This window comes from Xenorhabdus sp. PR6a, from assembly GCF_028599065.1.
Classification (GTDB): Bacteria; Pseudomonadota; Gammaproteobacteria; order Enterobacterales; family Enterobacteriaceae; genus Xenorhabdus; species Xenorhabdus doucetiae.
Window position 1 is genome coordinate 89,196 of the sequence record NZ_JAQRFJ010000003.1, and the last position, 21,968, is coordinate 111,163.

The 21,968-nt window shown below is 44.5% G+C and carries 17 protein-coding genes; 10 read left to right on the forward strand and 7 right to left on the reverse strand.

Annotated features, from left to right (window positions below):
* Positions 1-27: 27 nt before the first annotated feature.
* Positions 28-1,242: a nicotinate phosphoribosyltransferase gene (gene pncB / locus PSI15_RS01630; RefSeq protein ID WP_273582018.1), complete on the reverse strand. Its 1,215-nt coding sequence runs from the start codon at positions 1,240-1,242 to the stop codon at positions 28-30.
* A gap of 429 nt (positions 1,243-1,671) precedes the next feature.
* Between pncB and pepN the strand changes: the two genes are divergently transcribed.
* The 3 genes from pepN to PSI15_RS01645 all read left to right on the forward strand — a co-directional run bounded on the left by pepN (position 1,672) and on the right by PSI15_RS01645 (position 6,159).
* Positions 1,672-4,290 carry an aminopeptidase N gene (gene pepN, locus PSI15_RS01635; protein WP_273582019.1) on the forward strand — a complete coding sequence of 873 codons (2,619 nt, stop codon included), beginning with the start codon at positions 1,672-1,674 and terminating at the stop codon, positions 4,288-4,290.
* Positions 4,291-4,436: 146 nt separating this feature from the next.
* The gene (gene pyrD, locus PSI15_RS01640) at positions 4,437-5,447 is read left to right on the forward strand and encodes a quinone-dependent dihydroorotate dehydrogenase (protein ID WP_273582020.1); all 1,011 of its coding nucleotides are present in this window, start codon (positions 4,437-4,439) and stop codon (positions 5,445-5,447) included.
* 160 nt (positions 5,448-5,607) lie between these two features.
* A complete protein-coding gene (locus PSI15_RS01645; protein WP_273582021.1) occupies positions 5,608-6,159 on the forward strand; it encodes a cell division protein ZapC in 552 nt (183 codons plus the stop codon).
* 189 nt (positions 6,160-6,348) lie between these two features.
* Here PSI15_RS01645 and PSI15_RS01650 read toward each other — a convergent pair whose 3' ends face one another.
* Positions 6,349-7,461 (reverse strand): YcbX family protein, encoded by a 1,113-nt coding sequence (locus PSI15_RS01650; protein WP_273582022.1) that lies wholly within the window; start codon positions 7,459-7,461, stop codon positions 6,349-6,351.
* Between the two features lie 140 nt (positions 7,462-7,601).
* On the opposite strand from PSI15_RS01650, the gene rlmKL reads away from it, so the two are divergent.
* From rlmKL to pqiC, 5 genes are read left to right on the forward strand one after another with little or no spacing between them, the layout of a single operon-like run.
* Positions 7,602-9,734: a bifunctional 23S rRNA (guanine(2069)-N(7))-methyltransferase RlmK/23S rRNA (guanine(2445)-N(2))-methyltransferase RlmL gene (gene rlmKL / locus PSI15_RS01655; protein WP_273582053.1), complete on the forward strand. Its 2,133-nt coding sequence runs from the start codon at positions 7,602-7,604 to the stop codon at positions 9,732-9,734.
* A 4-nt stretch (positions 9,735-9,738) separates the two neighbouring features.
* Positions 9,739-11,649, forward strand: a complete 1,911-nt coding sequence (locus tag PSI15_RS01660) for an ABC transporter ATP-binding protein (protein WP_273582023.1) — start codon at positions 9,739-9,741, stop codon at positions 11,647-11,649.
* Between the two features lie 49 nt (positions 11,650-11,698).
* Entirely contained in the window at positions 11,699-12,967 is a 1,269-nt protein-coding gene (gene pqiA, locus PSI15_RS01665) for a membrane integrity-associated transporter subunit PqiA (RefSeq protein ID WP_273582024.1), read from the forward strand.
* A 1-nt stretch (position 12,968) separates the two neighbouring features.
* Complete coding sequence (pqiB, locus tag PSI15_RS01670; protein ID WP_443256060.1) at positions 12,969-14,618, forward strand: intermembrane transport protein PqiB; 1,650 nt, start codon at positions 12,969-12,971, stop codon at positions 14,616-14,618.
* 11 nt (positions 14,619-14,629) lie between these two features.
* A complete protein-coding gene (gene pqiC, locus PSI15_RS01675; RefSeq protein ID WP_443256062.1) occupies positions 14,630-15,232 on the forward strand; it encodes a membrane integrity-associated transporter subunit PqiC in 603 nt (200 codons plus the stop codon).
* An 81-nt stretch (positions 15,233-15,313) separates the two neighbouring features.
* Here the strand turns inward: pqiC and fabA are convergent, their stop codons facing one another.
* Both fabA and PSI15_RS01685 read right to left on the reverse strand, forming a co-directional pair.
* The gene (fabA, locus tag PSI15_RS01680) at positions 15,314-15,832 is read right to left on the reverse strand and encodes a bifunctional 3-hydroxydecanoyl-ACP dehydratase/trans-2-decenoyl-ACP isomerase (RefSeq protein WP_045970023.1); all 519 of its coding nucleotides are present in this window, start codon (positions 15,830-15,832) and stop codon (positions 15,314-15,316) included.
* A gap of 85 nt (positions 15,833-15,917) precedes the next feature.
* On the reverse strand, positions 15,918-17,690 hold the full coding sequence (locus PSI15_RS01685; protein WP_273582027.1) for a Lon protease family protein: 1,773 nt from the start codon (positions 17,688-17,690) through the stop codon (positions 15,918-15,920).
* Positions 17,691-17,896: 206 nt separating this feature from the next.
* Here PSI15_RS01685 and matP point away from each other — a divergent pair, with 206 nt between their 5' ends.
* The gene (gene matP, locus PSI15_RS01690) at positions 17,897-18,346 is read left to right on the forward strand and encodes a macrodomain Ter protein MatP (protein WP_273582028.1); all 450 of its coding nucleotides are present in this window, start codon (positions 17,897-17,899) and stop codon (positions 18,344-18,346) included.
* Positions 18,347-18,426: 80 nt separating this feature from the next.
* Here matP and ompA read toward each other — a convergent pair whose 3' ends face one another.
* Both ompA and sulA read right to left on the reverse strand, forming a co-directional pair.
* Positions 18,427-19,548 carry a porin OmpA gene (gene ompA / locus PSI15_RS01695; RefSeq protein ID WP_273582029.1) on the reverse strand — a complete coding sequence of 374 codons (1,122 nt, stop codon included), beginning with the start codon at positions 19,546-19,548 and terminating at the stop codon, positions 18,427-18,429.
* Positions 19,549-19,922: 374 nt separating this feature from the next.
* A complete protein-coding gene (gene sulA / locus PSI15_RS01700) occupies positions 19,923-20,516 on the reverse strand; it encodes an SOS-induced cell division inhibitor SulA (RefSeq protein ID WP_273582030.1) in 594 nt (197 codons plus the stop codon).
* Positions 20,517-20,769: 253 nt separating this feature from the next.
* Between sulA and PSI15_RS01705 the strand changes: the two genes are divergently transcribed.
* Positions 20,770-21,393: a TfoX/Sxy family DNA transformation protein gene (locus tag PSI15_RS01705; RefSeq protein WP_273582031.1), complete on the forward strand. Its 624-nt coding sequence runs from the start codon at positions 20,770-20,772 to the stop codon at positions 21,391-21,393.
* 39 nt (positions 21,394-21,432) lie between these two features.
* On the opposite strand, the gene PSI15_RS01710 is transcribed toward PSI15_RS01705, so the two are convergent.
* Positions 21,433-21,966 carry a nucleoside 2-deoxyribosyltransferase gene (locus PSI15_RS01710; RefSeq protein ID WP_273582032.1) on the reverse strand — a complete coding sequence of 178 codons (534 nt, stop codon included), beginning with the start codon at positions 21,964-21,966 and terminating at the stop codon, positions 21,433-21,435.
* Positions 21,967-21,968 lie beyond the last annotated feature (2 nt).

A 21,968-nucleotide genomic window follows, 5' to 3' on the forward strand; every position in this document is an offset into this window, starting at 1 on the left:
TATACCGTTTTTTCTATATTGCTTGCTCTAGACGGCCTTTTCTATATAAGGAAGGTCAAACGCCCGGCGTAACCTATCGACAAACTCATCATCTTCACAAATCGTTTTTCCGGGACTGTCCGAAAGTTTTGCTACGGGTCTGCCGTTGCATTCAACGAGCTTGATAACAATATTCAGCGGTTTTATGCCCGGAATATTACAGGTCAGCCGTGTACCAATACCGAAAATAACATTAATTCTCTTATGGAAATGGCGATACAGCGCCAGTGCTTTTTGTAAATCCAAGCTGTCAGAAAATATCAATGTTTTCGTCATGGGATCGATACCCAGTGATTGGTAGTGTGCGATGGCTTTTTCACCCCACTCAATCGGATCACCCGAATCATGGCGCAGCCCTTGGTAAGCCGTTGCCAGGGGTTTATCAAAATCCCGCAGGAAAGCATCCATCGTGATACAGTCAGTCAGGGCAATGCCCAACTGGTTTGGATACTCATTCAGCCAGGTTTTCAGCGCAGCCCGCTGACTATTAGCGAGTTCCGGGCTAATCTGCTGGTGAGCTTGAAACCATTCATGGGCTTGTGTACCGAGGGGGGGAAGATCGAGCTGTTTCGCCAGTTGGTAATTACTGGTGCCAATCAGATAAGGAAAGTTATTTTTTAGCTCATTGATAATGGCATATTGTACTCCGTGTGAAAAACGACGGCGAGTCCCAAAGTCCATCAACTTAAAACCGGACAGATCGATATTTGCTTCCGCCGCGTCTTTATAAAACAGTTCAATCAGTTTCCTTAGCTGGATAACGGCGTCTTCTGGTGTTATTTCAGGTGAACGATGACGATGAACCAATTCGCTGATCAGGGCAAGCAGAGGCACTTCCCACAAGATAACTTCGTGCCATAAACCCGCAATACGGATGGCTAATTGCCCTTCATGGGTAACAGAAATTTCGACTTGTTTAGGATTAAAGCGGAATGTTTTGCACCAGTTCAGGTAATCCTCTTTAAAGAACGGGAGGTGAGAAAGATAATCGACTTCGCGTTCTGTCAATGTTAAGTCTGCCATCATGTCAATTTGATGACGTAATGCTTCGGCGTATTCTCCAAGCAGCTCATCACCACGACAACGAAATTCGGCAACAACAGGAATCGTGCTGTAATGGTGGTACACTGCTTGCTGCATATGAAACTTATAAGCATCTGTATCAAGCAGTGATTTGATAATTGGGGTAGCGTCTAAAGTCATGGCGCGTCAGGCATCCTCGCGGAGCGTATTCGTGTCAGCTAAATCGATAAAGTCGGGAGAGTATAGCGTGATTATTGGGTTATTAAAGCCTATAACTGCATATATTTTCCCAAACTTAAAGATTAAGGTTAATCCATTTATAGATAATATCATGTTAAATAAGATATGAGATGACAATTCGCACGAAAGTACTAATATGCTGACTACATCATTTATACCTTTATTTCATAAGTTATTAACATCCAAAAAGAGAGACTTAGTGATTGAAAGAAGGGTTTCTCTGTGACCGCGTCAGCGATTTGAATGTTTCTATGGAAACACAATATGCCAGGCGCCTTGTCGATAAGGTTATACAGATGTTATCAACGAAATCGGTCAAAACACATCCCGTTAAAGCACGCCTTTAAAAAATAATGGAAAAGGTTCCCTATGACACAACAGCGACTCGTTAAACACCGTCTGGATTATAAAGCACCAGATTACACAATAACTCACATTGACCTCGATTTTGAGCTGAATGCTGAGAAAACAACGGTGACCGCAATCAGTCAGGTAAAACGTCAGGTTAATGACATTACCCCACTGGTTCTGGATGGAGAAAATCTCACGTTAAAAAGTCTCTATATCGATGATAAAGCGTGGGAATATTATCAAGAACAGGAGGGAAAGTTACAGATTGAACAACTTCCAGCCCAGTTTACCCTAAAAATTGTGAATGAAATTAACCCAGTAGCCAATACCGCACTTGAAGGGCTGTATGTGTCTGGCGATGCCTTGTGTACCCAATGTGAGGCAGAAGGGTTCCGTCACATCACGTATTATTTGGATCGCCCGGATGTTCTGGCGTGTTTTACCACTCGCATAACCGCGGATAAATCCAAATATCCCTTCCTGCTTTCCAATGGTAACCGTATCGAGCAAGGCGTGCTGGAAGATGGCCGCCATTGGGTGAAATGGCAGGACCCATTCCCCAAACCGGCGTATTTGTTTGCCTTGGTGGCGGGGGATTTTGATGTCCTGCGTGACACGTTCGTGACCCGCAGTGGCCGTGAGGTGGCACTGGAACTGTTTGTTGATCGGGGCAATCTGGATCGTGCTGACTGGGCCATGACATCGTTGAAAAACTCGATGAAATGGGATGAAACCCGCTTTGGTTTGGAGTATGACCTTGATATCTATATGATCGTCGCGGTTGATTTCTTCAATATGGGGGCGATGGAAAACAAGGGGCTGAACGTCTTCAATTCCAAATATGTTCTGGCAAAAACAGAAACCGCGACTGACAAAGACTATCTTGCCATTGAAGCGGTGATCGGGCATGAATATTTCCATAACTGGACAGGAAACCGCATTACCTGCCGTGACTGGTTCCAGTTAAGCCTGAAAGAGGGGCTGACCGTCTTCCGTGATCAGGAATTCAGTTCTGATTTAGGTTCCCGTTCGGTTAACCGCATTAATAACGTGCGGGTGATGCGTGCGGCACAGTTCGCTGAAGATGCCAGCCCGATGGCCCATCCAATCCGTCCCGATCAGGTGATGGAAATGAATAACTTCTATACGTTGACCGTCTATGAAAAAGGCGCGGAAGTGATTCGGATGATCCATACCTTATTGGGTGAAGAACAATTTCAGGCGGGTATGCAGCTTTATATCCACCGTCATGATGGCAGTGCTGCAACCTGTGATGATTTTGTTCAGGCGATGGAAGACGCTTCAAACGTCGATTTGACCCTCTTCCGTCGTTGGTATAGCCAATCTGGCACACCGGTGCTGACTGTCCGTGACGAATACGATGCAGGAAAACAGCAATATATTCTGCATGTCAGCCAAATGACGCCACCCACGGCAGATCAGAAAGAGAAACAGCCACTGCATATTCCTCTGGACATTGAGCTTTACGATGAGCAAGGCAGGGTTATCCCGCTGCGTCGTGATGGCCAGCCTGTGCATCATGTCCTGAATGTGATTAATGCCGAACAATCATTTGTCTTTGATGATGTTCCATCACAGCCCGTGTCTTCTTTACTGCGTGAATTTTCTGCACCCGTGAAATTGGATTATCCCTACAGCGATGAACAGCTTTCATTTTTAATGAAACATGCACGTAATGAGTTCTCCCGTTGGGATGCGGCACAAGCATTGTTGGCTAACTATGTGAAGTTAAATGTGGTTCGCAACCAAAAATCCCTGCCACTGGAATTGCCAATGCACGTCATTGATGCTTTCCGCGCGGTATTGCTGGATAAAGATATCGATCCGGCATTGGCGGCACTGATCCTGACGCTGCCGTCTGAAAACGAAATGGCAGAACTGTTTACCGTCGTCGATCCTAAAGCGATTCATGATGTCATCCAGGCAATGACCAAAGCACTGGCCAATGAAATGGCAGATGAATTTGCGGCGGTTTATCACAGCCTCCAGACCGGTGCATACCGTGTCGCGCATAGCGATATTGCGAAACGCGATTTGCGTAATACCTGTCTTTACTATTTAGCCTTTATTAATGACAACGCGCTGGCGGATAAATTAGTGGCGGCACAATATTATCAGGCGGATAACATGACTGACTGTATCGCTGCTTTGTCTGCGGCGGTATTTGCTGAATTGCCTTGCAGTTATCAATTAATGGATGAATTTGATCAGCGCTGGCATCAGGATGGTCTGGTCATGGATAAATGGTTCAGGCTGCAAGCCACCAATCCAGCCTTTGATGCACTGGATAAAGTCCGTGACTTGATGCAGCACCGTTCTTTCAGCCTGAGCAATCCAAACCGCGTTTATTCACTACTGAGAACGTTCTTTAGCAATAATGCGGTGGCTTTCCATGCGGAAGACGGTAGCGGTTATCAATTCTTGGTGGAAGTGCTGACCGATCTGAATAGCCGCAATCCGCAAGTCGCATCACATTTGATTGATCCATTGCTTCGTCTGAAACGTTACGATGAGAAACGTCAGGTTTTGATGCGTGCGGCACTGGAACAGTTGAAAAAATTAGAGAACCTGTCGGGTGATCTGTTCGAAAAGATTACCAAGGCACTTGAAAGTTAATCTGTCACCTGTCCTCCGGTTATCGCCGGAGGATATCAGGCCACCGACCGTCAAGAGTGCTTTTTTGTTTACACAGATAATGGTAAATTAACGCTCTCTTCCTGTTACGACAACACAGCCATTATAAAAGCAATAGGTCAATTTAAATGTATTATTCTCTAGTACGGAAGGCATTGTTCCAGCTTGATCCTGAACAGGCACATGAGCTGACTTTCCGCCAGCTTAAACGTGTCGCCGGTACGCCTTTCGAATTCCTTATCCGCCAGTCAGTTGCCACTAAGCCCGTTACCTGCATGGGTTTGTCTTTCAAAAATCCCCTTGGTTTAGCTGCGGGTCTTGATAAAAACGGTGATTGTATTGATGCGTTTGGCGCGATGGGCTTTGGATTTGTTGAAATTGGCACGGTGACGCCGCGCCCACAAGCCGGAAATGATAAGCCAAGATTATTCCGGGTGGTTGAAGCGGAAGGGATCATCAACCGGATGGGATTTAATAACCTTGGGGTGGATAATCTCGTAGAGAATGTTAAGCGCGCGAAATATGACGGGATTATCGGGATCAATATTGGGAAAAATAAAGATACGCCGGTTGAAAATGGTAAAGAGGATTATTTAATTTGCATGGATAAAATTTATCCGCATGCAGGTTATATTGCTATCAATATTTCTTCTCCTAATACGCCGGGTTTGAGGACATTACAGTACGGTGATGCACTGGATGATCTCTTATCTGCGATTAAAAATAAGCAAAGTGAACTTGCGCAAAAATTCCAAAAATATGTTCCGGTTGCTGTTAAAATCTCTCCCGATCTGTCAGAAGAAGAATTAATAAAAATTGCTGATAGTTTAATGCGTCATCATATTGATGGGGTCATTGCAACAAATACCACCTTGGATAGAAAGATTGTGGAAGGTTTGCATCACTGCCAGCAGGCAGGAGGATTGAGTGGACGCCCTGTGCAATTGCGCAGCACGGAGATTATCCGTCGCCTTTCCCAAGAATTAAAAGGTGAAATACCGATTATTGGTGTCGGTGGAATTGATTCACTGGTTGCCGCCAGAGAAAAAATGGAAGCAGGCACTTCATTAATTCAGATATATTCTGGTTTTATCTATAAAGGGCCAAAACTCATCAAAGATATTATTAATCATATCTGAATATTTGTTGCAATTTGGGGGCAGGGGTTTATTTCTGCCCTCAACTCGTCTATATTTTGTCTTATAGATTAAATTTAATCATTTATTTTTTAACTTCTCATTTCGGTGATAATGTTTATTTTTAACCAAAAAAGCTATTTTGAGCATAAAAGGGTAATCAATGAAAATTAGACCTGATGATCAGTGGCGCTGGTATTTTGATCCTGAGCATAGCCGTGTCATGCTCGATCTTGCTAATGGCATGGTTTTTCGTTCTCGTTTCCCGGCCAAAATGTTGACTAACTATGCCATGACAATGAAAGAAATGGCATTTTCAGTCGATGATGCCGCACTTTTTTATACTTTTGAAGAACATTCACGTCGTGTCAATATCGCCCCTGCATTGAGAGCTGAATTAGCTTTAAATGGAGTGGTGGCGTTACGTTTCATGAAACCACAAATGCCTAAGAGCTGGTATTTTTCCCATTTTTCTTTGATAACAAAACCAGAACACGGTGAAATTGTTCAGCTTCAATTACAGGATAATGGTATTGAAGCACTGTTTATGGCAGTAGAAGTGGGTGACAATGCCAGTTTATGTCTATTGGCACAGCAAACATTAGCATTGAATGATCGAGTGATGAATTTTTGTGATCCCATTAAGGTCATGAATGACCGCATTATGCCTTATATTGAGCCAACTCAGTCATCGATATATGATAGGGCAATATAGGGCCACCAGACGCTGTATTCAGCATTTTATTAACTTTATTACTCCTATTAACATTATCAATTGCATTTGTGATGCAAATTCACCAATTAAAATTAATAAGATAGATGTAGAAATATAAAAATCAGACAGATGGCTGACTTATTACTGCCTGATTTAATCGAAAATGCTGTCGTCTTATATTATTAATGTTTAGCCTAATTCAATGACTAAATCATTTTGCGGTATACAGCTACATACCAGAATTTTTCCATCATTCTTGATAGACGTTGATTTTAAGGGCAATACCTTCCCTTTAATCAGAGACACCTGACAAGAACCACAAATTCCGGCTCGACATGAATAAGGAACGCGAATACCTTGATCTTCGAGTTGCTCTAAAATAGTTTGCTGATTATTTCCGATAAAACGTTGTCCGTTAAATTCAATAGCGATCGTCTGTTGAGCAACTTCCTTGATCGTCAAATCGGTCGCTTGCTCACCGCTGCCATATTCGCGTGGTGTTCTCTTTTCTAAAATGGTAACCGGATCGCCTACACGGATAATACCACTGTTACGGGCAATGGCATTCTGGCCAAAATCAACCGCACCATCTTCTTTGGCGGTTCTAAAAGACTGTAGTGTCGCCAGTGGTTCACCTTGCGGATTTTTACGCCCTTTTTCCGGGCTGACGGTAGTCAAAATACAGCGGCTGCATGGTTTTGGCAGATCGAAAACAATATCGCCGATTTGGATGACCTGCCAGCTATCCTCTGCAAACGGTGCGGCACCTGTGACAATAATATTGGCACGGAACTGCTCTATTTTAATGCCGGCAGGACAACGTTGTTGCAAGGCATGAAAAGAGGCTTCATGGATAATTAAATAGGGGAAACCATCTGCGAATGATAAAGAGACATCGGGGAATTTTTTGACCCGCCGTGTCAACTCTTCACTGAGCCAGCGTAATTGTACAGGGGTATTAAAAAAACCACTAAGCCAACTATTCACCCTTTCAGGGGCGACTAAAGCGGTAAAATGATTGCCCCAAACTTCGGTGGGGAAACGTTCCTCCTGAAAATCATCGTAAAGTACCGTTGCGCTTTCTCCGTTGGGTGCCTGCAAATACAGGCCGTTATGCAGCATGGTTGGCGTAAATAGCAGCATCTGCGGATATTGGCGGGCAGTCATAAAAGTACCGTCTGTTGTGGTGATCATAAAATTGCGGTCAAACATCAGGCCACTTTCATTGACAAGGGAATGAGAGAGTTGCAATCCACGCATGGACTTGACGGGATAGGTATAGAGGCGCGACAGAGTTAACATCCATTATCTCCAAAATATTTTTATCTTTGCCGACATGTTTTCATCATTGATCGTGTCAGCAACTTTAGGATATGTCGAAGGTATTGGCTATAATGTGCAGCAATTTTTTTAGTGGTGAATTTTTTGTGATGATTAATAAGATGAACTCTCTGTTTGCCAGCACCGCACGTGGGCTGGAAGAACTGTTAAAAAACGAACTAGAAATGCTGGGAGCGCAATCCTGTAAGATTGCCCAAGGTGGGGTTCATTTTCAGGGCGATGATCGGGTGATGTATAAGAGCCTGCTGTGGAGCCGGCTGGCATCCCGCATCATGATGCCGCTTAACCAATTTAAAGTTTATAGTGACTTGGATCTGTATCTTGGTGTCCAGTCCATTGACTGGAGTGAAATTTTCTCAGTGGATAGCACGTTCTCGGTGCATTTCAGCGGCACTAATGAGGAGATCAGGAATACCCAATATGGCGCATTGAAAGTCAAGGATGCCATTGTCGACAGTTTTATGCGCAAAATAAAGCAACGTCCAGATGTGGCCAAACAACAACCTGATGTCCGTGTCCACGTCTTCCTGCATAAAGAAAATGCCACCGTGTCACTCGATTTGAGCGGCGATAGTCTGCATATCCGTGGCTATCGTGATCTGGCCGGACAAGCCCCACTGAAAGAGAACCTGGCGGCAGCGATTATTTTGCGTTCTGGTTGGCAGGTCGGAACGCCAATGGTTGATCCCATGTGTGGTTCAGGGACGTTGCTGATAGAAGCGGCCATGCTGGCAGCCGATTGCGCGCCCGGCTTGCATCGCAAACATTGGGGATTCACTTCGTGGTTGAAATTCAATGAAACAATCTGGCGTGAAGTGATGACAGAAGCACAGGTGCGTTTCCGTAAGGGGTTACAGGAAACCACTTCCCGCTTTTTTGGCATGGATATTGATCGTCGTGTCATGGATATGGCACGTTCAAATGCGCGCAGGGCAGGGGTGGCTCAATTGATCCAGTTCCAGCAGGGAGATGCCAGCAAACTGGAAAATCCTCTGCCGGAAGCGGAGGGGATCGTATTAAGTAACCCGCCTTATGGTGAACGTCTTGAAAGTGAACCTGCGTTAATTGCGCTACACAGCGTATTTGGCCGTGTAGTGAAAGCGCGTTTCGCCGGCTGGCGTTTGTCATTGTTCAGTGCTTCACCTGAATTATTGAGTTGTTTGCAATTACGCGCAGAGCGTGAATTTAAGGCGAAAAATGGCCCGCTGGATTGTATCCAGAAAAATTATTCTATCCAGAAGCGTGAGCAGGGAGCGGATAAACCTCAGCCATTGGATATCGGTATTGCTGAGGATTATGCTAACCGTCTGCGTAAGAATGAGAAAAAACTCAGCAAGTGGGCGAAACAGCAAGGCATTGATTGCTATCGTTTATATGATGCGGACTTACCCGAATATAACGTGGCTGTTGATCGCTATGCCGATAAAATTGTTGTGCAGGAATATGCCCCGCCGAAATCCGTGGATGCCAACAAAGCGCGCCAGCGCCTGTTTGATGTGATCAGTGCCACCATGAATGTGCTTGGCTTATCATCCAGCCAACTGATTTTGAAAACCCGCCAACGCCAGAAAGGCAAAAGTCAGTATGAAAAAGTGGCCGAGAAGCAAGAATTCTTTTTGGTTAACGAATATGATGCGAAATTCTGGGTTAACCTGACCGATTATTTGGATACCGGGTTATTCCTTGATCACCGCATTGCCCGCAAAACCTTGGGCGAAATGAGCTGCGGCAAGGATTTCCTTAACTTGTTTGCCTATACCGGTTCAGCGACCGTTCACGCAGGATTAGGCGGTGCGCGTTCGACAACCACGGTAGACATGTCCCGTACTTACCTTGAATGGGCAGAGAAGAACTTACAGGCAAATGGCTTAACCGGACGCCAGCACCGTTTGATTCAGGCTGATTGCCTGGGGTGGTTAGCGGAGTCCCGTGAACAATTTGATCTCATCTTTATTGATCCTCCGACCTTCTCTAACTCTAAGCGCATGGAAAACACGTTTGATGTTCAGCGTGATCACATCACATTATTGAAACAACTCAAACGCTTGTTACGTCCGGGTGGAACCCTGATGTTCTCCAATAATAAGCGCGGTTTTAAAATGGATTTTGCGGAATTGAATCAGTTAGGGCTGGTTGCCAATGAAATAACAGAAAAAACGTTGTCTCAGGATTTTGCCCGTAACCGTCAGATCCATAACTGTTGGTTGCTGCGTCACGCTGGCGAGGAAAAATAACATTATGTCATTAATCAATTTATCGGGTGCTTGGTTATCATTCAGTGACGCGCCGTTGTTGGATAATGCTGAACTGCACATCGAAGAAAACGAAAGAGTGTGTTTGGTTGGGCGAAATGGTGCGGGGAAATCCACCTTGTTGCGCGTGCTGGCAAAAGAGCAGCCATTGGATGACGGTCAGGTGATTTATGAACAAGATCTGATTGTTGCGCGCTTACAGCAAGATCCTCCCCGTGACGTAGAAGGCACGGTATTTGATTTTGTTGCCGAAGGGGTAAAAGAGCAGGCTGAATACCTTAAAGCGTTCCACCATGCTTCGCATCTGGTCGAAACCGATCCCAGTGAGAAGAACCTCAACCGTTTGGCCGAGTTGCAGGAAGTGCTGGATATCCGCGGCCTCTGGTCACTGGATAGCCGGATTAGCGATGTGTTGAAACAGCTCTCCTTGCCGGCCGAAGCGAAACTCTCTTCATTGTCGGGAGGCTGGTTACGTAAGGCCGCATTGGGCAGGGCGCTGGTTTGCGCGCCAAAAGTGCTGTTTCTTGATGAACCGACCAACCATCTTGATATTGATACCATCGAATGGCTGGAGAATTTCCTGAAAGACTTTAATGGCAGTCTGGTGTTTATTTCCCATGACCGCTCATTCATTCGCACTATGGCGACGCGGATTGTTGATCTGGATCGCGGAAAGCTGACTTCATGGCCGGGAAATTACGATAAGTATCTGGAAGGAAAAGAAGAGGCTCTGCGGGTTGAAGAGCTGCAAAATGCTGAGTTTGACAAAAAACTGGCGCAGGAAGAAGTTTGGATCCGTCAGGGCATTAAAGCACGCCGTACCCGAAATGAAGGCAGGGTCAGGGCATTGAAAGCACTCCGTGTAGAACGCTCTGAACGCCGCAATGTGATGGGAACCGCGAAAATGCAGGTCGGGGAAGCGACCCGTTCCGGTAAGATTGTCTTTGAAATGGAAAATGTCAATTACCAGATTGGCGATAAAACATTGGTCAAAAATTTCTCGGCTCAAATTCAACGCGGTGACAAAATTGCGTTGGTGGGGCCAAATGGCTGCGGTAAAACGACATTATTGAAGTTAATGTTGGGCGATTTGTCAGCAGACAGCGGGCGCATTCATTGTGGCACAAAACTTGAAGTAGCTTACTTTGATCAGCATCGTGCCGCACTGGACCCGGATAAAACTGTCATGGATAACCTCGCCGAAGGTAAACAGGAAGTGATGGTTAATGGACGTTCCCGCCATGTACTGGGTTATTTACAAGATTTCCTTTTCCATCCCAAACGCGCAATGACCCCGGTGCGGGCACTGTCCGGTGGTGAACGCAATCGCCTGTTGCTGGCGCGTCTATTCTTGAAACCCAGCAACTTGCTTATTCTGGATGAACCGACTAATGACCTTGATGTTGAAACATTAGAATTACTTGAAGAATTGGTTGACGGTTATACCGGAACGGTGATTCTGGTGAGCCATGACCGTCAATTTGTGGATAATTCCGTCACGGAATGCTGGATTTTTGAAGGTAACGGCGAAATAAACCCTTATGTCGGGGGATATTACGATGCGCAACAGCAACGGGCGCAAACTGTTTCCCTGCGTCAAGCCCCGGAGAAGAAGGCCAATATTGAGAATAAGGCAGTAAAACCGAAAGAATCGCCTAAACGGACAAACAATAAGATAAGTTACCATTTACGGCGTGAATTAGAACAACTACCATTATTGTTGGAGAAATTAGAAGCAGAGATAAATCAACTGCAATCTCAGGTCAGTGACCCGGAATTCTTCAACCAATCACATGAAATTACGCAACATGTTCTGAATGAATTGGCAAATAAAGAACAAGCATTGGAAACGGCTTTTGATCGCTGGCAGGAATTGGAAACAATGAAAAATGGATGATCGCTGCCGCATAAAAGAAACTGGTGAGCTTTGCTAAAGGAGAAACACTTTGTGTTCCAACAATCACCAGCATGACAAGCTGGTTCTTTGTCCCCAATGCGACATGCTGGTGGCTGTGCCTGATTTGGAACAAGGGAAAAAGGCGGTTTGCCCACGGTGTCACGCGTTACTGACAGCAAAGTGGAAAGAACCGCGTAATCAACCAACAGGCTATGCGTTAAGTGCACTCATCATGCTCTTTCTCGCTTGCCTGTTTCCTTTTGTCAGTATGAGTGTAGCGGGGATGGTGAGTGAAATAACGTTAACTCAGATCCCCAAGGTGATGTTCAGTGAAGACTATTCCAGTATGGCGGTGTTTTTCCTGATCTTTGTCCAGCTTGTACCGACATTTTGTATGATTGCCATCATCCTCTTATGTCAGAACGTCAAAATGGCGCGCCGCTTGAAAATAGAGCTGGCGCGTATTTTGTTTCAGATGAAAACGTGGTGTATGGCAGAAATCTTCCTCGCGGGCGTGCTGGTGAGCTTTGTTAAACTGATGGCGCATGGCGAAATCAGCATCGGCCTGAGTTTTTTCCCTTACTGCCTATTCTGCCTGTTTCAAGTCAGGGCATTTCAGTGTCTCGACAGACATTGGTTTTGGAATGAAATCGCACCGGCGCCTACAGTTTGCCAACCCTTGCAGGCGGGAAAACCTGGCCTGGTGCAAGGACTCAGGCTGTGCCAGTGCTGTACCGCAATCTTACCTGCCCAACAATCTCGCTGCCCTCGTTGCCACACAAGGGGGAATGCTCGCCGTCGCAATAGCCTTCAGTACACAATGGCTCTGCTAATAACATCAGCCATACTTTATATTCCGGCGAATGTTTTGCCGATTATGGTTACTCAGGCTTTGGGGCAACAAATTAATTCCACCATTCTGGAGGGGGTTATTTTACTTTGGAGTTCAGGCTCTTATCCGGTTGCTATGGTCATTTTTATTGCCAGCATCATGGTGCCGATCTTGAAAATGCTGGCAATTAGTTGGTTATGCTGGGATGCAACCAGTCAAACGAACCATGATTCCGAAAAGATGAACTTCATTTATGAAATGGTGGAATTTGTTGGGCGTTGGTCAATGATTGATGTATTCGTTATTGCTGTGCTGTCCGCGCTGGTTCGCATGGGGCAACTGATGAGCATCTATCCTGCCTTGGGAGCCGTACTGTTTGCTCTGGTGGTTATTTTGACGATGTTTGCATCAATCATGTTCGATCCGCGGTTAACTTGGGACAAAGCCAACCGAAAATTTGAGCGACATAGAAATGAGGAGTCGTAAGGTGACGGATAAAGAAGAAGATCTGACTCAGGCCAGAATTCGTAAACTTAAGAGTTGGTCACCTGTATGGATCGTACCCATTATCACGGTGCTTATTGGGGCTTGGATACTGTTTTATCATTTCAGTCATCAGGGGCCAGAAGTCACACTGATAACGTCTAATGCGGAAGGTATTGAGGCAGGTAAAACGAAGATTAAAAGCCGCAGCGTTGACGTTGGCGTCGTCGAAAGCGTGTCTTTGAGCGAAAACCTGGGGCAAGTTATCATTAAAGCCCGCCTCAATGATGGTATGGAGCGCTTACTGCATAAAGATACGGCTTTCTGGGTAGTGAAACCCCAGATTGGCCGTGAGGGTGTTTCTGGCCTGAGTACCTTACTGTCCGGGGTTTTTATCGAATTACAGCCCGGCACAGAAGACGGGGAAGAAAACCGCTTTTCATTGCTTGAAGCCCCACCGCTTGCTTCCCCTGACGCAAAAGGGATTCGCCTTATTCTGACCAGCGACAAAGCAGGGCGATTAACCCCCGGCGATCCGGTGTTATTTCGGGGGTATCGCGTAGGTTCCGTTGAGGCCGGCACTTTCGATCCCACCTCCCGATTAGTTCGCTATCAAATTTTCGTCAAAGCCCCTTATGACGCTTTGCTGACCACCAATGTCAGATTCTGGAAAGACAGCGGTGTCACGTTTGACATGTCATCACAAGGCATACGGGTTGAAATGGCTTCATTATCAACTCTGTTTGGTGCTGGTGTGAGTTTTGACGTGCCGAAAGGCTGGGAGCTGGGTAATCCCGTTAAAGAAAAGGAAATTTTCACACTCTATGATAGTGAGAAAAATATCCAAAACGCACTTTATACAGAGCATACCGATTTTTTATTATTTTTCTCTGATTCTGTGCGTGGTTTGCAGCCGGGAGCGCCGGTCGAATTCCGGGGTATTCGGGTAGGAACGGTCGCAAAAGTTCCTTTTTCTATCGAAGGTATTAAGCAGCGTATCGACAATGACTTCCGTATCCCTGTCCTGATTCATGTTGAGCCTGGGCGATTTGTCAAAGAGTTAGGTAATGGACTTAACACAGACAAAGAATTAAAAGAAACGATTGCACGAGGCTTAAGAGCCACGTTGAAGTCAGGCAATTTATTGACAGGTGCGTTGTTTATTGATCTGGACTTTTTCCCTGATGAGAAACCCTGGGAAGGCCCATATGAAATCGCGGGTTATAAAACCCTGCCTACGGTAAGTGGTGGTTTGGCGCAAATTCAACAAAAAGTCATCATGGCATTGGATAAGATCAATGGCATGCCGATAGAACCGGTTTTTGTTCAGGCAACGCAGACAATGGAAGAGAGCCGAAAAACCATTAAAACAGCCCAGAAAACAATGGATGAGTTAAACCGTATTCTTGCGAGTAAAGAAGCACAGGGGCTACCTAAAGATATACAAAATACATTACATGAGTTGAATCGCAGTATGCGGGGCATTCAGCCAGGCTCACCCGCTTATAGTCAATTGATGGATAATATGCAGCGGTTGGATCAGGTATTACGTGAATTGCAACCTATTTTGCAGACACTCAATAATAAGAGTAATGCCTTGGTATTTGAAGCAGAAGCGGTCAAAGATCCTGAACCTAAAAAGGCGCCTAACTGATGAAAAAATTGATGGCAAGATTGGCATTTTTTATCACTGCCAGTGTATTTATTGTTGGAAGTGGGCTTATTTCGGGGTGCAGCAGTCGTCAACCACAAAAAACCTATTATCAGTTACCGATCTTGACCCACTTAGCATCGGAAAAAGCGTCGGAAGGCAAGTTGGGGGCTAAACATGAACGGCAGCTATGGGTAAAAAGGGTTAACCTTTCTGACTATCTTGCTGCTCCCGGCATTGCGTATCAGACGGGAAAGGTGAGCTATATCAATGCGTCGAACCATTTATGGTCCAGCCCATTGCAACAACAATTACAACAAATATTGATCTCTGAACTGAGCGCGGCATTTCCACATCGTTTGGTGTCTGGGCAGGAATTAGAACCAGACGCAGATGCGTTGGATGTCACAATAACGGCTTTTCACGGGCGCTATGATGGTCAGGTATTGATTGAAGGTTACTGGCTATTGTCTAACCCAGATAAGGTAATTAAGCGGCCATTTAACCTTAAGCTGAAACAGGAAAAAGATGGCTATGCTGAATTAGTTCTTACTTTGGCAAAGGGTTATAGCCAGTTAGCCGAATCTATCGCCAGACAACTCTCTTTGCAACGTTAACAAGCCACCTCCGCCATCGCGGAGGTGCTCAGCATTGGCAACAGAGAAGTTGATAAACTTTTGGTTGCCAATGTGAATGGATTAAAAAGCACTGGTATCTTTAAACAAGCCTACTTTCAAATCAGTCGCAGTATAAATCAGTTTGCCATCGACCAGAACCTCACCATCAGCCAGTCCCATAATTAATTTGCGATTAATGACACGCTTAAAATTAATGCGATAGGTCACTTTCTTGGCCGTTGGTAATACTTGCCCGGTGAATTTGACTTCCCCAACACCGAGTGCGCGGCCTTTGCCTTCTCCGCCAACCCAGCCCAGGAAGAAACCCACAAGCTGCCACATGGCATCAAGGCCAAGGCAGCCCGGCATAACAGGATCATTGACAAAATGACAATCAAAAAACCACAACTCAGGGTTGATGTCGAGTTCAGCTTCGACATACCCCTTATCGTAAGTACCACCGGTTTCTGACATTTTCGTGATGCGATCCATCATCAGCATATTGCCAGAAGGCAGCGGTGGCCCATTCTCACCAAACAATTTACCTTGCCCGGAGGCGTGAAGTTCTTCTTTCGTGTAGGACTCTTGTTTTTTAAACATACTCTCAGGTTGCCTCATAATCGTGTAAGGCTAGAGAATAGCGTACACTTGTACGCTCAACAACTCCGATCAGATAACGATGGAGTTAACCTAGCCAGCGGAAAAACCATGGAAGTCGAGGTCGTTCTTGAATATTAGCCTGTGTAATGCGTTCACGTATCATGGCTAACAAGTGTTCTTTTTGTAGATCATTCTGTTGATCATGCTTTTGTAGGTCAGGATCATGCGGATCATAGTAGAGCATACCCGTTAACAGTGACGCAGCTTCAGAGACATGCTCAACCGCCCAAATATGAAATTGCCCATTTTTTACCGCATTAATAACATCTTGGTTCAGGCACAAATGTTGAATATTTGCGACTGGAATAATGACACCTTGATGGCCGGTTAGCTCGCGGTGGTGACATATGCGGAAGAAACCCTCAATTTTTTCATTAACGCCACCGATAGGCTGTACATAACCGAATTGATCCACCGCACCCGTCACGGCAATTTGCTGATCGATAGGCTGTTGTGACAAGGTGCTGATAAGGGCGCATAATTCGGCAAGTGACGCGCTGTCCCCATCTATTTCACCATAGGATTGTTCAAATACGATAGAAGCAGAGAACGGCTGTGGTTGATCTAATTTCAATTCAGAAATTAAATAAGCCTGCATAATCATCATGCCTTTTGCATGAATGTTGCCGCCTAACTCAACCTTACGTTCCACATCAACAAATTCCCCATCCCCTAAGTGCGCAACACAACTGATACGGGAAGGTTCTCCCAGTGGGGTAGGGTGCCCAGGATATTCGAGTACGGATAACCCATTGATTTGGCCGATAACTGAGCCTTGCGTATGAATCAATACCTGGCCTTTCAGAATTTCATCCATGCTGCGTTCAGCCAAATAGGCATGACGCCAGGTACGATTATCTTCTGCTTGTTGCAGAGAATGTTGAGTGATCCGTTGTTCCTGATGATAATGAGCCGCGGCTTCTAATTTTTGCTGTAACCATTGAATGTCCAGAGGCAACCGGCATTGATCTTCGGTGTAACGAACGGCGAGTTTAATTAATTCAGGCCAGGCATCGGCACTGAGTGGAGGTAAGTTTTGTTGTTGGATTATCCCATTAACGTACTGGCACCATACTGTCAAATCATCTTCTTCATGAAAAGGCATATCCAGCTCAAATTCGCCATACAATGCACTGCTTGCCAGTTCAGGCTCGATGGCCTGTAACTCTTCGAGACTGAGTCTGTCCCCGACCAAAACGAGACGCAGATCTAATTCCATTGAAGGGATCGGTAATGGGAGAGAACGGTTTTCATTGTGAGACAACCAATCAAAACGACGCTGAATCATCATCTGTTTGAGACGAACCCACATCAATGGCTGAGAAAGCAGGGTACGCAGAGGTAAAATCAAAACACCCCCATTTACCTGATGGATAAGACCCGGTTGCAGTTGAATGACCTCTTGATAGGTATAGAGATTGCCGAATAATTGCTCTGGTTCAATCCATTCACAGTAAGCAACGCGTTTGGTTGGCGCAAAAAGACCTTCTCCTGAAGAGTGCCAGGTAATGGTTTGATGCTCTGTCTGATAATAACCGCCAATATCTGGACAGTCTTTTGGCAACAAAGAGGAAATAGTATCGGATAAAAGAGACAGGTAAACATCACTCTCTTCTGCCTTTAACAGCATAAAAGGTTGACGCAGGGCGGTCTGGCAAAAAAGGGATAACCCACTGTGCAGCCTGGATTGAACCCTATCCACTGTGATAGGGGATAATTCCGCGGCAGAATTAAAGAGTGCCTGATAAGGCGCATTGTTTGGCTGTAATGCCTGCCAGTCTAGTTTTATATTCGTCAAAGTGATAGCTACGTCATAGTGTAAAAAAGGAAACATTTATTATACAAGATTAAGCCGTGAACCAACATGCCAGAATTTTGCAAGAAACGCCATTTGAGCCAGCGTTTTTATTACTTGTAAAATATGCCAATATTTGTGTTGCTATAGGCAAATTAAAGAAATAATTGCTATGCTTAATTTAAGTTACGCTGTCACTGAGAGATGAAATGAAATATCAACAATTGGAAAATCTGGAATGTGGCTGGAAATGGGCTTATTTGGCAAAGAAACATCGTGAAGGTGAGCTGATTACTAAATACATTGAAAAAAGTGCTGCACAAGATGCAGTCAATGAGTTAATGAATTTAGAAAGTGAGCCAGTCAAGGTACTAAAATGGATTTCCCGACATATGAATCCGGATTTATCCAACCGAATGAAGCAAACGATTCGGGCACGGCGTAAACGTCATTTTAATGCTGAACATCAACATTCACGTAAGAAATCTATTGATTTGGATTTTCATGTTTGGCAGCGGCTTTCAGCGCTCTCCCAGCGTCGCGGCAATACCCTGTCGGAAATGATCATCCAGCTATTGGAAGATGCTGAATATCGGGAAAAGTATACGCATCAAATGTCGAGTCTGAAACAGGATTTGGAAGCCATATTAGGGAAATAAGCTAACAAACAAATAGAAAAACAGCTAAAAAAAACCCCATTTAAAAATGGGGTTTTTGGTGGATCGATGATAGCAATATATCAGTGAGCTGCTTGTGGCTGAGTCACGACTTCAGTCGTACCCTGAATATTGATAATTACACGACGATCTGGCGCCAGACAGTCGATAAGTTTAGCGCGAACTTTAATGTTGTCACAGGTAGAGCCAGTGACGGGTTCTGTCTTACCGCGACCTTCTGCTTGAATGCTATTTTCTGGGATACCTTTAGCAACCAGATAATCTACAACAGATTGAGCACGTTTCTGAGACAGTGGCAGGTTATAGTTTTGGCTGCCGATGCGGTCAGTGTAACCGAGTACCACAACCTTGCCCTGAGTTGGGTCGATTTTAGCCAGCTGGTTATAAAGGTTGTCCAGTTCCTGTTGACCTTCTGCTTTCAGGGTAGATTTGTTGAAATTGAACAGAACATCAGAGCGTAGAGCAAAGCTCTTGCTTTCAACGATAGGAGCAGGGGCGACTGGAGGTGCGACTGGAGCCACCACTGGCACGGTTTCTTCATCTTGACCGAAACGGTAAGAAACACCCACACTCAGCAGACCATTATCTGGACGGGCGCCAACGGTAGTTGCATCACCGATATTGTTAACCCACTGATAGTCCACACGGGTCGCCAGATTTTTGGTCAGTGCATATTCAACACCAATTGCGGCCAGAGGAGAAACACCTGTGTCGTTGTTTTTCAGTCTGCGCTGGTCATTTGCACCTGTTCCAGCAACTGCATTGGCATTATAGGTTGCAGAGGAGTCCGCACGCCATACCATACCGCCAAGACGAGTATAAACATCCAGATTGTCCAGCACTGGGTAGCTCAGTTTAGTGGTCAGTTGAACGCCTTGAGCACGGAAAGCACCGTTATTAACGCTGCCCTTATAAGCGATACGGCCTAACCAATCGTAACCCAGTTCAAAGCCCAGGTATGGGTTTGCTTGATAACCGACATAAGCACCTGCACCCAATTGGTTTTTTTGGGCAGAGCCATTACCGATCTGGTCACTATAACCATTTCCGTAGAAATTTGCGTCATGGTATTGAGACCAACCCAGTTTAGCACCGGTATACCAGGTGTTGTCTTTTGGAGCTGCTTGAGCAGCAGTTGCGAAAGCTGCCACTGCCACTGCTATTGCGATAGCTGTCTTTTTCATTGTGTACGCCTCGTTATCATTCAAATAGGCAATTGGCTTTAAAAGCCTTATTGTTAGCCACTGGTTAAAATGTTCTGTTAGGTAACCATGCTTTAATCAGAAGATCTGTTCTGAAATATAAGCGCGGTAAGCACAACCCCCTAAACTGTGTAAAGTCTACAACGAAGTTAAAAAGTTACAAGTGCACTGTGACACATGACACAAAAATTTTAATTACCGGCTGACATAAAATAATTATTTTTGACGAACATTTACAATGCTTACAATATTAATATATTGATTTTCATTACAAACAATAATGATTGGCAATGGGTAGCTTATTTTTTATAAAAAATATTGGGATTAATCCTAATTTTAGTTAATGATGGTTTTAATCAATGATAGTAATTCGAGTGGATTTTTAGCCTATTTGTTTGTGGAGATTTTGTTTGTGAAAATTGAGGTAATAAATTTTGTGGGCGCATAATAAAGCCAAGAGTCATTCCTTTTTGTGCAGCGGCTTGTAGCGTATTTAATTGATATTCTGATAATTCGGGTAACCAGCCCAATACTACACTGTAATTACCACTCGCCAGCGCTTTTTCCATGGCACTCACCGAAGCGATAGGGCAAATTTGATTGAGTTGGACAACTTTATTTAGGGGCAGGTTGGCCTCCATTAACCACCGACGGCTTAATTTCTTATTAGGATTTACCCAAAGTAACCATCGCTCTTCTTTTCCTGATTGACGTAATAAAGGAAGAAGAATGTGATTAATGACAGCATGATGTTCACTGTAGATCAGCTCACTAACCACACCTTTTATCGGGTTTATCGGATGCGAAATGTATCGGGGTGGCTCTACAAAAGAGACTCTTTTCACGGTCATCCCAACCCTTGTTTTGTCTGTTTTATGTTCGTGCTCTGTTGTGCCGGCTGCTGTTGTTCTTTTCTCAGAGAGATATTTCCACGCTGTTCGGATGCTCATAATGTTCCTCGCCACAGGTCGCTGTTATGATATGCTGTATATTTATACAGTATAACGCTATTTGATTAAAAACAAGTCCCTTTTTTTCAAAGCGCTTCGCAAAAATTTACAGAAATTAGCATTTTCCTGACTTAACGATTGGCAGTTGGAAATAGATTGCGTATGGTTTTAATTAGTTGTTCTTGTTATCTATTTTATTAATAACAAGCATGATCAACCATTGCGTTGGAATGTGATTCATGGAGCGATAAAAATGTTGTTATCCGGAGATCGTTTTGCTCAATTGCAACATGGCGTATCTGCACTGGGCAAGATCAAGAAAAAATCTCAATTTGGGGGCATTGGGTTGCTAATCGATGGGATTTTATTTGCTATCAGTTCTGATGGAGAGTTTTATTTACGAGGTAATAGTCACGCCGAAGTATTATTTAAGGCCAGGGGAATGGAGAAATTTATTTACTCAAAAAGAGGAATACCTGTGACTTTACGGTATTATCGTGTTAGTGAATCACTTTGGCAGAATCAAAAACAGTTATCCGAATATGTAAATTTAGCCTATCAATACAGCATGAAAGAGATCATTGATAGACAGAAAATACCGATTAGGCTTAAAGATCTCCCTAATTTAGGGATCGCTTTAGAGAGGCAATTATGGAAAGTGGGTATCTCTAAAGTAGAAGAATTACGGATTGTGGGCGCAAAAGCGGCTTACCTCAAACTCCAGCAACAGAGGAAAAAAACCAACATCAATTTGTTATTTGCTTTGGCAGGGGCAATAGAAGGATGTCATGTTGCGGTATTACCCGAAAAATTGCGTGACGAATTAATTAGCTGGCACAGTGAATTGGTTTACCATAATTCAGATTCTTATTCATAATGATGACGTTTGGTGAATAGGGGCGTGGGCCCCTATTTTCTAATTTGATGCAATGGCTGAATGCTTTTGGGTAACTTGCTTTTCTACTATGGATTGAATGGTATGGCTTAATATTGCTGGGTCATGTGTAAAATCATGCAGGGAAATATGATGAACTTGAGCAATAACTGATAGCCCTTTTAGTAAATGGCTGGCAGCGTTATTAAACGGTTTTTCGGTGACCAATATAATTGGACGTCTTAAGGCAGAAGCCCAGCCTAATTCAATATGGGTGCCATCCGTCCTGATGAGTTGTTTCTGTTGTGGGCAGACGGGCAAAATGGCAACAAAAATATCACACTGTTCCATCCATTGGCGATCCCGTTGGGAAACTTCCTCTGGTGTATATAAGTGTGTTGTTCCGCCAAATTGCTCTGTACGATGGGCTGAAAAAACTTCTGCACCGAGTGATTCCAATTGGCAAATAGCAGATTTAATGTGAACTTGTAAATTATTGTCTAATACCCTGAGTCTTAATGCATGTTGAATAGGGCCGCCAATAAAAACTTTAAGATTAGAAAATAACATAGACATAG